Raw genomic sequence first — 14,377 nt, forward strand, 5'->3', positions numbered from 1 at the left:
CAAGTAAGGGCCTCCGGCGGGGGGGTGGCCCGCAGGAAACAACTCTATTGCCTGCGAAGTGGTTCCAGCGCTTCATCCTCGAGCGCCCAGGCCTGCAGCCCGTCAAGGATCCCCGCAGCCATATCTGCACGCCATTCAGCGTCCTGTAGGTTGCGCAATTCTCCGGCAGTTGACAGGAATCCCAGCTCGATCAGTACAGAAGGAATATCCGCAGCCTTTAGCACCGAAAAATCGGCGTGGCGCAGCGGGTGCTTGTGCACCTTGCCGACCGCATCGCGAATTCCCGTCAGCAGGTGCCTGGCCATCGCCTCGCTACGCGGTGAATTGTCGAGGCGAGCAAGATCAATCAACACATTCGCCACCCGGTCATCCGATCCGCTCAGATCGACCCCCGCCAGCAGATCGTCCCGGTCATGCCGTTCCGCAAGCGCCGACGACGCGGCATCCGACGCCTCCTTGGCGAGCGTGTAAAGCGTGGCGCCATGGGCGACGCCTTCGTCGATGGAATCCGCGTGCAGCGACACAAAGACATCCGCCCCAGCCGCGTGGGCCAGCGCCACCCGCGCTTCGAGGGAAACAAAGGTGTCGCTGTCCCGGGTCAGCGCCACCTCGAATCCGCCAGCCCGTAACAATTGCTCGCGCAGCTCGCGTGCGAAGGTCAGCATGAGATCGGCCTCGCTGGCACCCTCGGCCTCGGCTCCGGGGTCGAGTCCGCCGTGGCCGGGGTCGATCATCACCAAGATAGGACCCTGCCCCCGCGGTTCCGGACGGACGCCGACGACGGCAGGCAGATCCCAACGTGGATCGTCGGGCGCACCAGCGCGGGCGTCAAATGCGGCGCGGTCCGCACGCTCCAGCCTCACAATCAGTTCGGCCTTGCCGCTGTCCGCAACGATCCGGACTTCTGCCTCCTGCACAAGCATGGGCCCGGCAAGTACCGCCACCAGCCGCGACCATCCAGGACGGAACGAACCAAAGCGCAGCGCCGTGATATTGTCCGAACGACGCATCGCCTCCGGATCGGCATCCTGCCAATCGACCTCTCGGAAATCCACCACAAGGCGATCCGGATCAGACAGGGTAAAAACCCGCCATGGCACGCCCTGGCTCAGCTCCAGCTGCAGCTCGGTGCCGCCCCAGGTGTCACGCACCATTCCGCCAAGAAACCGCGCAAGACCGCCAAGGTCCTGCGCCTTCGCGGAACTGGTAAAAACGGCGACCGAAAATACCAGGATGATCAAAAACCTGTTCATGCTTACACGGTGGCCCTGTTTCTCGCCGTTCTCAAACGTCATTCCAGACTTGGCATCCACTAGCTTCGGCTCTTTCCAAATCCGCAAAATTCCGGTTTGCCAACCGACGCAACCATTGGGCCTTCACCCCCGCGCGGCCATGAACGCCGCCAGCCGTTCCAGCCCCTCGACGATGTCTGCCGTGCTGCGCGCATAGGAGAACCGCAATGTGCCGTGACCGCGTTCTGGATCGAAGTCCAGCCCCGGCGTCACCGCCACCCCGGCCTTTTCAAGGATTTCGGCGGCAAAAGCGCGACTGTCATCCGTCAGATGGCTCACATCCGCATAGACGTAAAAGGCACCGTCCGGCGGCGCGATGCGATCGAACCCGGCCTTCGGCAGGCCTTCCAGCATCAGGCGGCGGTTTTCGGTGTAGACCACCATGTTCGACCGCAACTCATCCCCGGCATCCATCGCCGCAAGCGCCGCCACCTGCGCCGCATGCGAGGCGCAGATAAACATGTTCTGTGCCAGCCGTTCAAACTGACGCACCTGCGCCGGCGGTACGACCAGCCAACCCACACGCCAGCCCGTCATGCTGAAATACTTCGAGAACGAGTTGATCACGCAGACATCGTCACTGATCTCCAGCGCAGTGACCGCGCGACGTTCGTATTCGATACCGTGATAGATTTCATCCGACAGAAAGGCTGCCCCCCGCTCCTGACAGGCACCGATCAGCGCACCAAGCGCGGGCTTGTCCAGCATCGTGCCCGTAGGATTGGCCGGCGAGGCAACCATGAGCCCCTGATAGTCCAGCCCCTGCAGGTCGGATGGCACCGGCTGAAGTCGATTTTCCGCAGCTGTCTGTATCTCGACCGGGACAAGACTTAGCGCTTTAAGGATCTGCCGATAGGACGGATACCCCGGTGCACCCAGTGCCACCCTGTCGCCCGCATCGAACAGCGCTGTAAAGGCAAGGATGAACCCCCCCGAGGATCCCGGCGTGATCACGACACGGGCCGGATCCAGATCCACGTTGTACCATTCGCCATACAGCCGCGCGATGCGCTGACGCAGGGCGGGCAACCCCAGCGCGACAGTATAGCCCAGCGGTTGCGTCTCCATCGCCTTCGCCAGGGATTCGCGCGCCACCGCCGGTGCCGGTGTGCCGGGCTGCCCAACCTCCATATGAATGATGTGGCGTCCGGCATCCTCTGCGGCGCGGGCAGCCTCCATCACATCCATCACAATAAAGGGATCAACAGCCCCGCGGTTTGAGTTTCGCATCTCACTCTCCCTGAAGTATGGTGCCGTCGGTGTCCGGTCTGGGCCGGTTAGAAAACGAACGAGGCGCAAGGTCAATGTATCACCTCCGACTCTTGGCTCTGGCGTTCTGCCTTGCCCTGATCACAAGCAGCCCGGCGCGGGCGATTTCGCTGCTGCGCGATGCGGATATCGAATACGGTCTTGCCCAACTGGCAGATCCGATTCTGCGTGCTGCCGGTCTCAGCCCGGCGCAGGTGCGGGTTCTGGTGGTGGACGATTCCTCGCTGAACGCCTTTATCGCGGAAACCCAGCACATCTTCATCAACTCCGGCATGATCCTGAAACTGGAAAGTGCCCGCATGCTGCAAGCGGTGATCGCACATGAGGCGGCGCACATCGCAAACGGCCATATATCGCGCCGTGCGGGCAACATGCGCAATGCCCGCACCGCGACAGGCATCGGCATGGCGCTGGCTGCTGCCGCCGCCGTTTCAGGTCAAAGCGAAGCGGCAATGGGTATCGCTTTTGGTTCTCAATCCTCGGTCATGCGCAACTTTCTGGCGCATACACGGTCCGAAGAGGCAAGCGCCGACCAGAGTTCGGTGCGTACCATGGTTCGCGCCGGTGTCGATCCCCGCGGCGCGGTCGAAGTGTTCGATCTGTTCCGCGGCCAGGAGGCGCTGTCCGTCGGGCGTCAGGATCCCTATGTACTGAGCCATCCCCTTACCCGCGACCGGATGCGCGCGATGGAGGGGTTTGTTACGGCCTACGGCGGCGCCCTGCCCGACGATCCGACGGCCGCCTATTGGTTCGCGCGCGCGCAGGGCAAACTGTCAGCCTTCATTCGCAACCCGAACTGGACACTTCGGCGTTTGGGTGACAGCCCGTCGCGCGACATCGCCCTGATGCGTGATGCTGCCGCATATCACAAGCAAAGCAACCTGCCCCGCGCGCTGAAGGCGATTGACGGTGCCATCGCCCTGCGCCCGCGCGATCCCTACCTGATCGACCTAAAGGCCGAGATCCTTCTGGAATCCCGCAAGGCGGACGCCGCGATTCAGACCTACCGTCAGGCCGTATCACTTGCTCCGAACAATGCACTGATCCTGGGCGGGTTGGGTCGGGCCCTGCTGGCCTCAGGCAATTTCAGCGCGGCACTGCCCGTGCTGGAAAAGGCGCGCGGCCGCGATTGGCAGGATACGCGGCTCCTGCGCGATCTGGCTGTAGGGTATGCAAAGACCGGTCAACCGGGCATGGCTTCGGTGGTGACTGCCGAGCGCTACGCAATGCAAGGAAGGCTGTCAGATGCGGGAATTCACGCCAAACGCGCTGTTGATCAGCTTCCGCAGGGCTCTGCCCCGTGGCAACGGGCACAGGATGTGCTAAGTGCAGCCGAACAGGCGAAACGGCGCTGAAATGTTGGTTAATCTTAGCTTAATCCTGCTCGTCTAATGAAAAATGTCTCTGGGAGAATTGCCGATGATCAAGACCCTTACCGCCGCAGCCCTGGCCACATGTCTTTCAGCCCCCGCCTGGGCCTTTGACGTCTCGGCAATGACGGACGGTGAACGCGATGCCTTCCGGGCCGAAATCCGCGCCTACCTGCTTGATAATCCCGAAGTCATCTTCGAAGCGGTCGATATCGCCGAGCAGCGCAAAGCCGAAGCACAGACGGCCGGCGATGAACAGCTTCTGGCGGACAACGCCGCAGCCATCTTTGACGACGGTTTCTCCTGGGTCGGTGGCAATCCCGACGGCGACATTACCGTGGTCGAATTCATGGACTACCGCTGCGGATACTGCCGCAAAGCCCATGACGAAGTTGCGGAACTGGTCGAGCGGGACGGAAATATCAAATTCATTGTCAAGGAATTCCCGATTCTGGGTGAGGCGTCGCTCACCTCGACCCGCTTTGCGCTCGCCGTGCGGCTTGTCGCGGGAGAAGAGGCTTACAAACCCGCCTATGACGCCCTGATCACCATGACCTCGGACATGAGCGAACCAGTACTGCGGCGGTTGGCGAACACGTTGGAAGTCGATGCGGATGCGGTTCTCGCGCGCATGAACGACCCCGAAATCGACCGCCAGATCAGTAAAACCCGCGCGCTGGCGCAGGTTCTCAAGATCAATGGGACACCGACCTTCGTGATGGGAACCGAGCTCGTTCGGGGCTACGTGCCGCTGGACACGATGCAGCAGATCGTCGCTACGGAGCGCGGCGAAGGCTGAGGCACCCCGGCGGGTAGCTGTCAGCCGATATGTGATGGGAACGAAAGAAGGCGCGCGAAAGGGAACCTTTCCGCGCCTCTTGCATTGGTTCGGAATAGCAAGCTAAGGCAGCGGCAAACCAGCGCTGCCTTTTTGCTTGCAGGCGCACACCGATCCCACATCACCGCACAGAATTCCCCCGGAGAGACCATGAACCTTAAGATTGACGTCACACTGGAATATGCCCTTTTCGGTCCCACCGATTGCTTGGCCCAGATTTATGCCGCAGACATGCCCGACCAGACTATTGTTTCGGGGGTGCTGACGACGCAGACCCGCCGTCCCAGAACGACCCCAGCGGAAGAAGGCATCGGTGAACGGCTCTGGGTCCAGGAATCCCATGCTCTGAACTGGCACTACGCAGCCGAGGTCAGGATCGACCGCAAGACCGAAGATATCTCAAAGCTGAAATTCGACCTGCCGCACGACCTACCTGCCGAGGTGGTCAAATATCTGTTTCCGTCGCGCTACTGCCCATCGGACAAATTCCTCGCTTTCGTGAATGCCGAATTCGGAACACTGCAGGGCGGCGCCAAGCTGGCCGAGATGAACGAGTTCGTGAACAAGTTTTTCGCCTATGTGCCGGGCACCTCGGATTCCGAGACGTCGGCGCTGGAGACTTTCGTTCTGCGACAGGGCGTGTGCCGTGATTTCGCGCATATGCTGATCACTCTGGCCCGGGCCGGGACGATTCCGGCGCGGATCGTCAGCGTCTATGCCCTGGGGGTTGAACCACAGGACTTTCACGCGGTAGTCGAAGTATGGCTTGAAGGTGCCTGGCATCTTGTCGATCCGACAGGCATGGCAAAACCCGAAAACATGGCACGGATCTGCGTTGGACGCGACGCCACGGACATTGCCTTCCTCACGACTTACGGGCCGACTGAACTGCGACAGCAGAGCGTTGCGGTAAGCGAAGTCTGATCTGAGAGTGGTAGAACGAGGGGCTGTCTGCCCCTCGCACTCCCCGAGAGTATTTTTAAGCAGATGAAACCGGGCGCTATTCCGCCGCTTGGGTTTCAGCCGCGCTTTGGGCATCGAGGATGGCTGCTTTTTTCTCGACCTCTTCGACGATGTGTTCGATCATCTGGTCGTTGGACATCTTGTGGCTTTGCTTACCCGCAAGGTAGACCATGCCCGCACCATTGCCACCGCCGGTAAAACCGACATCCGTCATCAGCGCCTCACCGGGGCCATTCACCACGCAGCCGATGATCGACAGGCTCATCGGCGTCTTGATATGTTCCAGCCGCTTTTCCAGTGCCTCGACCGTCTTGATCACGTCAAAACCCTGCCGCGCGCAACTGGGGCAAGAGATGATGTTCACGCCGCGATGGCGCAGTCCAAGGGATTTCAGGATCTCATAGCCGACCTTGACCTCTTCCACCGGATCGGCGGAAAGGCTGACTCGGATCGTGTCGCCGATGCCCATCCACAGCAGGTTGCCAAGGCCGATGGCGGATTTGATCGTGCCCGATGTCAGGCCGCCAGCTTCGGTGATGCCAAGGTGGATCGGGGCGTCGGTCGCTTCGGCGAGCTGCTGATAGGCGGCAGCGGCCATGAACACATCCGACGCCTTGCAGCTGATCTTGAACTCGTGAAAATCGTTATCCTGAAGGATGCGAATGTGTTCCAGCCCGGATTCGACCATCGCATCGGGACAGGGTTCGCCATATTTTTCCAGCAGATGACGTTCGAGCGAGCCTGCATTCACGCCGATACGCATGGAACAGCCGTGGTCGCGAGCGGCCTGAATTACATCGCGCACGCGCTCCTTGCTTCCGATGTTGCCAGGGTTGATGCGCAGGCAAGCGGCGCCGGCCTCAGCAGCCTCGATCCCGCGTTTGTAGTGGAAATGGATGTCGGCGACGATCGGCACCGGACTTTCACGTACGATTTCCTTGAGCGCCTTGGAAGAAGCTTCATCCGGGACCGAGACACGGACAATATCGCAGCCTGCGTCTGCCGCGCGCTGAACCTGGTCAATTGTCGCGGCGATATCGGTGGTCAGCGTGTTGGTCATGGTCTGAACGGTGATCGGGGCATCGCCCCCGACGGGCACGTTCCCGACCATGATCTGGCGCGACTTGCGGCGGTAGATATTGCGCCACGGGCGGATGTGGTTGAGGCTCATCAAAGGCTCCCTCGCCGACATGAAACTTGCGGGGTCGGCCAATGACGCCCCTGCCCCATTAGGTAGCGATGGATGGTGCCGGTATCAACCGCCGACGGCAGCTGTTTTCAGTTCGACGTCGGGGCGTTCAATTCGGCCACGACCCGGGCAAGATCACCATCCGATTCGATCGCCGCAACGCTGTAGGACGAAGTGAGCTGTTCCACTGCAAGTTCGACAGTCGTAACCAACCCGTCACCGCCTGCGGGGCCATAAGTCTGCCCGTTTACGGCAAAATAGAGCGCGCCGGATTCGCCAACGCGCACGGTGGCAGGGTCTTCGGTTTGCGGCACCGGATAGGTGTCGCCGGCATTCAGGATGCCCTCGAAGATCACAGTACCGTCCGAAGCGCGCACCCGCACCCACGCAGGGCGAACCGCGATCATGGTCACACCCGGCGCAGAGGCTTCGAGCACCTGAGGTGAATTGGGCGCGGCAAGCGCCTCGGCCAGAGCTATCGCGACGGTAGCATCCGTTTCAGCGGTTTGGGTTACAACCTTGTCGAGGTCGGATGTAGCAGCGCTGGCAAAAGCGCCGACGCTGCGTGGATCAAGCGTCGATATCGGCGCATCACGCGCCACGAGCACCGGCACGTCCAGCGCCTGAGGCCGGTAGAGACGATCCATCGCCTCGTTGGTCGGAGGAGAAAACACTCCGGCGGCCTCTGTCGTTTCAGCAGTTTCGCTGGGTTGCACTGCGGAATCCAGCGGGTCCAGATCCGAGAGCACCACCGGAGTCTGTTCAACCGGGGCCAGTTGAACACGCTGCACCTCTTTCAACACGGTCCAGCCCCCGAAACCGATTCCGCCAATCAGCATCAGCAGTACCAAAGTCGATCCGATGGCTCCCGGCTCGATCCGTGACAGAAAGGCATCCCCGCTGGGCGCGAAAGGCATCGCAGGCTGCGTGAATGGGTCACGTACCGAGACCTTTTTCGCTTGCGGAATATCGTCTCGCTTTTTGATAACGCTGGCTTTTTCCGACATGCCGTGAGCCGTGGCAAAGCCGCTTTCAGAACAGAAGGTCGTGAAGGTTTCTTCGGGATCCATATCCAGGTAACGCGCGTAGGAACGCACATACCCCGCGATGAACCCGGGTGTATCGAAGGCTGTCGGGTCGCAGTTTTCAATGGCGGCAATATAGCTGGCTTTGATACGCAGCTCGCGCTGAACGTCCAGCAGGCTTTTGCCCAAGGTTGCGCGTTCACCCCGCATGACATCGCCAAGGCGCAATTCGAAGTCGTCAAAGCTGCGCGGCTTCGACTCCAGTTCCATTGGAATGCGCGAAGGTTTGCGCCCGATCATGCCGCCTGCCCTATATCCACTATCACTCGCCCCGAATCTGCCACTATGACGCGCAACGATACGATTCGAGTCGCGTTCTTATTCCCCCCAGATTAACACATCGCAAGGAAATATATACGCAAGATAGGCTTAGGCCGTCAGTTCGGCGCGATTCAGCGCACAATGGGACCACAATTCGTCCATGGCACGGACAAGCTTGTCTATCTCGGCCGGGCCGTGAACAGGTGACGGAGTGAAACGCAGCCGCTCTGTTCCGCGCGGAACCGTGGGGTAGTTGATGGGCTGAACATAGATGCCAAAACCATCAAGCAACATGTCGCTGAGAAGCTTGGTATGTTTGGGGTCGCCGACGATCACAGGTACGATGTGACTGCCGTGGTCGATGATCGGCAGGCCCATCGCCTTGAGCCGCGTTTTCAGGATTTTCGCCTGAGTCTGGTGCTTTTCACGCAGTTCCGGGTCGCGCTTCAGATGCGCCACGCTGGCGGCGGCCCCGGCGGCGATCGCGGGCGGCAGCGACGTGGTAAAGATGAAACCCGGCGCGTAAGAGCGGATCGCATCGCACATCTTGTGGCTGGCGGCGATATAGCCACCCATGACGCCATAGGCCTTTGCCAGTGTACCGTTGATGATATCAAGCCGATGCATCAGACGGTCGCGTTCTGCCACGCCAGCCCCGCGCGGCCCGTACATACCGACGGCGTGAACTTCATCAATATAGGTCAGGGCGCCGAATTCATCCGCTAGATCGCAGATCGCTTCGATGGGGCCGAAATCGCCGTCCATGGAGTAGATCGATTCGAAAGCAATCAGCTTGGGCGCGTCCGGGTCATCGGCGGCAAGCAGTTCACGCAGATGTTCGACGTCGTTGTGGCGAAAGATCCGCTTGGCCCCACCGTTGCGGCGCACGCCTTCGATCATGCTGGCGTGGTTTAGCGCGTCCGAATAGATGATGAGACCGGGAAACAGCTTGGGCAGGGTCGAAAGGGTCGCATCATTGGCGATATAGGCGCTGGTGAACAGCAGGGCGGATTCCTTGCCATGCAGATCGGCCAACTCGGCCTCGAGGCGCTTGTGATAAACGGTGGTGCCACTGATGTTGCGTGTGCCGCCCGACCCGGCACCGGTCGCCTCGATCGCCTCGTGCATCGCGGCCATGACCGCGGGGTGCTGGCCCATGCCAAGATAGTCATTGCCGCACCAAACGGTGATCGGCGTCTCAGAGCCATCGGATTTGCGCCAGGTGGCATGGGGGAAATGGCCTTGCTTACGCTCGATATCAATGAACGTGCGGTAGCGGCCTTCCTGATGCAGACGGTCCAGCGCTTGATCAAGTTTCTCGGTGTAATCCACCCGGCAGCTCCTTCGACTTGGCCTGTCCCGAGGGTCCTGCCCCACCGTCCCGACCTGTATTCAACTTTGTGAATGGATATCGTGTCCATTCCTCACTGGCAACCGCCCTACCCGATGACCAGGTGTCGCAGCCTTGACCTGGATCAAGGAGACCCGCAATGCGGTCCCTCAGTACCGGACTTTATAGCAACGCACCACAATACCAAAGTGGGCGTATCCATATGATTTTATTTTCGATGAAAAGTCCGGGCATCCTCCGCACCATGTCGCACGCTACCTGGACGAGCAGACATGGCGTCTGCGGTCTGGCTCTGGCGGATCGGTCTGCCTGAGAGGTTCTGTTGCTACAACCGTGCCTGGGTCCCAGAACGATGCGCGCCCCTCTGGACACTGCACACCGGCCTGATAGCGTCGGCGCAAATCCCAATACAGGAGCTTTGCCCATGTCCCTTGACGCCGTGCTGAACCGCATCGACGACGATCTTGCCGCAGCCACTGACCGGCTGCTCGACCTTTTGCGCATTCCGTCGATTTCAACCGATCCGACCTTCAAGAACGATTGCCAGACTGCCGCCGACTGGCTGGTGGCGGACCTTCAGTCGCTCGGGATCGAGGCGAGCAAGCGTCCCACCGCCGGTCATCCGATGGTCGTTGGCCATATCGACGGTCCCGGCCCACACGTGCTTTTCTATGGTCACTATGATGTTCAGCCGGTGGACCCACTGGAGCTCTGGGACCGCGACCCGTTTGATCCGCAGATCGAAGACACAGCCAAGGGCCGCGTGATCCGGGGACGTGGATCTTCGGACGACAAGGGCCAGCTCATGACCTTTGTTGAGGCCTGCCGCGCCTGGAAAGCTGTGAACGGCACGCTGCCTTGCAAGATCACCTTCATCTTTGAAGGAGAAGAGGAATCCGGATCGCCCTCTCTCGTGCCTTTCATGAAGGAAAATGCGGAAGAGCTGAAATCCGACATTGCCTTGATCTGCGACACCGGCCTGTTTCAAAGCAAAAGCCCTGCTATCGTCACGATGCTGCGCGGGTTGCTGGGCGAAGAGGTCACGATCACCGGCCCCAGCAAGGATCTGCATTCCGGCATGTACGGTGGCATTGCGATGAACCCGATCCGGGTTTTGTCACGCATCATCGCGGGCCTCCATGACGATCAGGGCCGTATCACAGTGCCCGGATTTTACGACGGCGTGCCGGAACTGACGCCCGAAATTGCGGAACAGTGGCAGGGCCTTGGGTTCGATCACGCCGGGTTCCTGGGCGATGTCGGCCTCTCCGTTCCAGCCGGTGAACAGGACCGTTCCCCGCTGGAGATGATCTGGTCGCGTCCGACCTGCGAAGTCAACGGGATCAAGGGCGGTTATACCGGCGAAGGGTTCAAGACCGTGCTGCCCTCCAAGGTCAGCGCCAAGATCAGCTTTCGTCTTGTCGGCACTCAGGATCCGCTCACCATCCGCGAAAGCTTCCGCGGCTGGGTCACGTCCAAGCTCCCTGCGGACTGCAGTGCCGAGTTTCACAGCTACGGCGCTTCTGCTGCCTCCACCATGTCGACCGACCATCCGGCGTTTGAGGCAGCGCGCACGGCTCTTTCGGACGAATGGCCAGCGACTGCGGCCTATGTGGGTTGCGGCGGATCGATCCCGATTGCCGGGCATTTCAAAAAAATACTGGGCACCGACGCCATGCTGATCGGATTCGGAAAGGATGACGACCAGATCCACAGCCCGAACGAAAAGTACGATCTGGAAAGCTTTCACAAAGGCATCCGGTCCTGGGCCCGGGTGCTGGCCGCGCTGACTTGAATGCAATCTGGAACGGGCGACATTTGCATGTCACCCGCCTTGCCGGTTTCGGCCTTGGTACAAACCAAAAGCATCGGTCCCGCGATTGACGGGACCGGTCTGGATCTGATTACCTTCGGCCGGACATGAAACAGCCGCACACGCAAAGCCTGAGTATAAACGGACAGACCATCGCCTTTGATATCCGGGGCGATGGTCCCCCGGTCCTGTTACTGCACGGCTTTCCCCAGACCCGCGCAATGTGGGGGCCAATCGCCGAGGATCTGGCGCGGGATTTCACCGTCGTCTGCGCCGATCTGCGCGGCTACGGCGAAAGTTCGAAACCCGCTGATATGGCTGCAATGAGTTTTCGCAATATGGGCGCTGATATGAACGCCCTCATGCAACATATTGGTTTTTCTACGTTCCACCTTGTCGGACATGATCGCGGCGCCCGCACGGCGCACCGGATGGCGCTGGATTTCCGTGACTCGGTGCAAAGCCTGACCGTGATGGATATCGTACCTACGCATCATATGCTGGCAACGCTCACGACCGAAATCGCACGCGCCTATTACCACTGGTTCTTTCTGGCCCAGCCCGCGTCATTTCCCGAAACGATGATCGCCCACGACCCCGACAGCTATTTTGAACGTTGCCTGCTGGGCTTTGGCAAGGCGCAGCTGTCGGATTTTGACCCCGCCCGACTCGCGGCCTACCGAAAGGCCTGGCGCCATCCGGAAAGCATCCGCGCGATGTGTAACGACTACCGCGCGGCGATAGATGTGGACTTTGCCGACGACGCCGCAGACCTGAAACGCCGGGTGGCCTGCCCCGCGCTGGTCCTGTTTGGTCAGGACGGCGCGATGGCACAGGCGATGGATGTAGCCGCCACCTGGACCGACCGTCTCGCGGATATGCGCCATGCTGCGATTCCGGGCGGGCACTTCTTTCCCGATCAATCCCCAACCGAAACGGCAGCGGCCCTGCGCTCCTTTCTATCGAGTATCTGACACCCAACTCCCCAGAGCATAATTATCCGGCAACCGCTATGATGCAGGGAAGCCTCTTCCTGACCGACGTGTTGCCGCGCCAGTCACCACGCCGTCCTGCCGACGGCGCGGCAACGCGCCCATTTGGATCGCTTACACCAGAACCAGCCTCAGGATCATATCTCCGACATGACGGCGCAGGGTATTCTGCCCCTCTTCGCTGAACAATTCGTCCCCAAAAATGTGGGAAAAGGTCGCGCGGTTTGACACGTTGAAATAGCTGAGCGCGGAAATGTGCCAGTGCAGCTCAACCGCACTGAGTCCGGGGCGAAAAATTCCGGCCTCAAGCCCGCGCGCATAGATGTCCTCAAGCATTCGGATCGCGGAAGAGTTTTCACCCGACATTTCAACCGAACCTGGCATATGGCGGGCTTCATGCACGTTTTCGATCATCACAAGACGGATGAAATCCTGTGACCGGCGGTGGTTGTCAAAGGTGAATTCGGCGATCTTGCGAAGGGCCTCTTCGGGCTGAAGCCCTTCAAGTTCAAGCGCATCTTCCGCCTCTCGTGTGCGGCGGTAGGCGTCAGCCAGGACCTCGAGATAAAGCCCCTCCTTATCGCCGAAATAGTAGTAAATCATTCGCTTGGACGTCGAGGTCCTCGCGGCAATTTCGTCAATCCGGGTGCCAGATAATCCCTTTTGGGCAAAGGCTTCGCGCGCGACCTGCAGAATGTTCGCCCGCACCCCGTCCGGGTCCTGCTTCCAGCTGCGGCGCGGAACATCCTCATGGTCCACAGCCTCGGAAATCTCCGCTTTGCTCATCAGTCTCCTCCCGGGGTTCACATTCAAACATAGAAAACTTCCACGGGAATGTCCCGCCGTTCCTGAGTGTTGGTTCGAGAATTTTTAACCGCGACGAACATTTATTAGCCGAAGTCGTCCCTTCTAAAATACCCGGGATGCCAGACAGGAGGGACGGTGTTTTGCCAAAACCTGATTACCTGATTTGGGGAGGCGTGGCCGACGCGGCGGCACGCGACTGTTTGGCAGTGTTCTGGGAGGCGGCGTTCCGCCTCGCGGACCTCGCACATGCATTTGACCGAAGGTCAGGCCCATGGCTTGGAATACTACCACAGCCTCATCGATCAGGCCAATTCACACCCCGATCTTCTCATGAAAGAAATCCTTTCGAAAATCGAGGGCGATGGTTTCAGAGGGCTGAGCGTCACCTTTCCGCACACCTGACCAGGCCGTCCGAAAACGCCCAGACTGTCGGTGCAGTCAATGCCATTGTGCGCCGAGACGGTGCGCGCCTCGGTCACAACACCGAATTATTGGTTTTTTGGCGGAAGATTCTCGCGTGGCCTGCCCGGAGTGAAACTCGATGCTGCTCTGCTAGGACGTGTTGACAAAAGGGATTCCCACCCTCAGCTGATCATGATTCAAGCTAGTATCTGCAATGGAGATCAGCTTGGCACGAGACCTAATGTCGGACGAGGAGTGGATGTTCTTCGAGCACTTCATCCTGACCGTCCGCGCTCGGAACGGACGCAAACCCAACAACCATCGCCTTGTTCTTGTTGGGATTTTCTGGATTGCACGGACTGGCGCACCGTGGCGGGACTTGCGGGAGGAATTCGGCAAGTGGTCCAGTGTCTACCGACAGTTCCGACGATGGACGCTTGCGGGGCTTTGGGAGCAGATCATGGACGCGCTGAACGAGAGCGGGGCCGTGCCGGATGCCCTGCAGATGATCGACAGCACCGTGATCCGCGCTCATCATCCACTGCCCGAAAGGGTATTGCGCCAGCAATGTCCCGAAAGGGAGGCAGCGGGCGCTAAAGGGGGACTCCGCGACAGGGTTTTGGCCGCTCAAGAGGTGGGTTCACAACCAAGATCCACCTCCGCGTCAATGCAGCAGGCTTGCCTATGAGAACCGAAATCACGCCGGGCCAGACGTCGGATTATCTGGGGTTCGATCTGGTCATGG

12 protein-coding genes and 1 pseudogene are annotated in these 14,377 nt (G+C 60.0%); 7 read left to right on the top strand and 6 right to left on the bottom strand.

Annotation, left to right across the window (positions count from 1 at the left end; all coding sequences use genetic code 11):
* Positions 1–44 precede the first annotated feature (44 nt).
* Positions 45–1,253, bottom strand: a complete 1,209-nt coding sequence (locus tag CHB75_RS06955; RefSeq protein ID WP_089269836.1) for an N-acetylmuramoyl-L-alanine amidase — start codon at positions 1,251–1,253, stop codon at positions 45–47.
* Positions 1,254–1,376: 123 nt separating this feature from the next.
* A complete protein-coding gene (locus CHB75_RS06960) occupies positions 1,377–2,522 on the bottom strand; it encodes a pyridoxal phosphate-dependent aminotransferase (RefSeq protein ID WP_089269804.1) in 1,146 nt (381 codons plus the stop codon).
* A gap of 74 nt (positions 2,523–2,596) precedes the next feature.
* Here CHB75_RS06960 and CHB75_RS06965 point away from each other — a divergent pair, with 74 nt between their 5' ends.
* The 3 genes from CHB75_RS06965 (at position 2,597) to CHB75_RS06975 (ending at position 5,693) form a co-directional block, all read left to right on the top strand.
* Positions 2,597–3,916: a M48 family metalloprotease gene (locus tag CHB75_RS06965; protein WP_089269805.1), complete on the top strand. Its 1,320-nt coding sequence runs from the start codon at positions 2,597–2,599 to the stop codon at positions 3,914–3,916.
* A gap of 64 nt (positions 3,917–3,980) precedes the next feature.
* Entirely contained in the window at positions 3,981–4,730 is a 750-nt protein-coding gene (locus CHB75_RS06970; RefSeq protein ID WP_089269806.1) for a DsbA family protein, read from the top strand.
* 189 nt (positions 4,731–4,919) lie between these two features.
* Positions 4,920–5,693: a transglutaminase-like domain-containing protein gene (locus tag CHB75_RS06975; protein ID WP_089269807.1), complete on the top strand. Its 774-nt coding sequence runs from the start codon at positions 4,920–4,922 to the stop codon at positions 5,691–5,693.
* A gap of 76 nt (positions 5,694–5,769) precedes the next feature.
* Here the strand turns inward: CHB75_RS06975 and ispG are convergent, their stop codons facing one another.
* The 3 genes from ispG to hemA form a co-directional block, all read right to left on the bottom strand.
* Entirely contained in the window at positions 5,770–6,903 is a 1,134-nt protein-coding gene (gene ispG / locus CHB75_RS06980; RefSeq protein WP_089269808.1) for a flavodoxin-dependent (E)-4-hydroxy-3-methylbut-2-enyl-diphosphate synthase, read from the bottom strand.
* Between the two features lie 107 nt (positions 6,904–7,010).
* On the bottom strand, positions 7,011–8,246 hold the full coding sequence (locus CHB75_RS06985; RefSeq protein ID WP_089269809.1) for a helix-turn-helix domain-containing protein: 1,236 nt from the start codon (positions 8,244–8,246) through the stop codon (positions 7,011–7,013).
* A gap of 129 nt (positions 8,247–8,375) precedes the next feature.
* Positions 8,376–9,599, bottom strand: coding sequence for a 5-aminolevulinate synthase (hemA, locus tag CHB75_RS06990; RefSeq protein ID WP_089269810.1), 1,224 nt, complete (start codon positions 9,597–9,599; stop codon positions 8,376–8,378).
* 443 nt (positions 9,600–10,042) lie between these two features.
* Between hemA and CHB75_RS06995 the strand changes: the two genes are divergently transcribed.
* Positions 10,043–11,413, top strand: a complete 1,371-nt coding sequence (locus CHB75_RS06995; protein WP_089269811.1) for a M20/M25/M40 family metallo-hydrolase — start codon at positions 10,043–10,045, stop codon at positions 11,411–11,413.
* A gap of 125 nt (positions 11,414–11,538) precedes the next feature.
* On the top strand, positions 11,539–12,405 hold the full coding sequence (locus CHB75_RS07000) for an alpha/beta fold hydrolase (RefSeq protein WP_089269812.1): 867 nt from the start codon (positions 11,539–11,541) through the stop codon (positions 12,403–12,405).
* A gap of 132 nt (positions 12,406–12,537) precedes the next feature.
* Here the strand turns inward: CHB75_RS07000 and CHB75_RS07005 are convergent, their stop codons facing one another.
* A complete protein-coding gene (locus tag CHB75_RS07005) occupies positions 12,538–13,209 on the bottom strand; it encodes a TetR/AcrR family transcriptional regulator (protein WP_089269813.1) in 672 nt (223 codons plus the stop codon).
* Between the two features lie 267 nt (positions 13,210–13,476).
* Between CHB75_RS07005 and CHB75_RS21620 the strand changes: the two genes are divergently transcribed.
* Both CHB75_RS21620 and CHB75_RS07010 read left to right on the top strand, forming a co-directional pair.
* A complete protein-coding gene (locus CHB75_RS21620; protein ID WP_176439073.1) occupies positions 13,477–13,632 on the top strand; it encodes a hypothetical protein in 156 nt (51 codons plus the stop codon).
* 214 nt (positions 13,633–13,846) lie between these two features.
* Positions 13,847–14,377, top strand: a pseudogene (locus tag CHB75_RS07010) (IS5 family transposase); the annotation flags it as partial.

This window comes from Puniceibacterium sediminis, from assembly GCF_900188035.1.
Lineage (GTDB): Bacteria > Pseudomonadota > Alphaproteobacteria > Rhodobacterales > Rhodobacteraceae > Puniceibacterium > Puniceibacterium sediminis.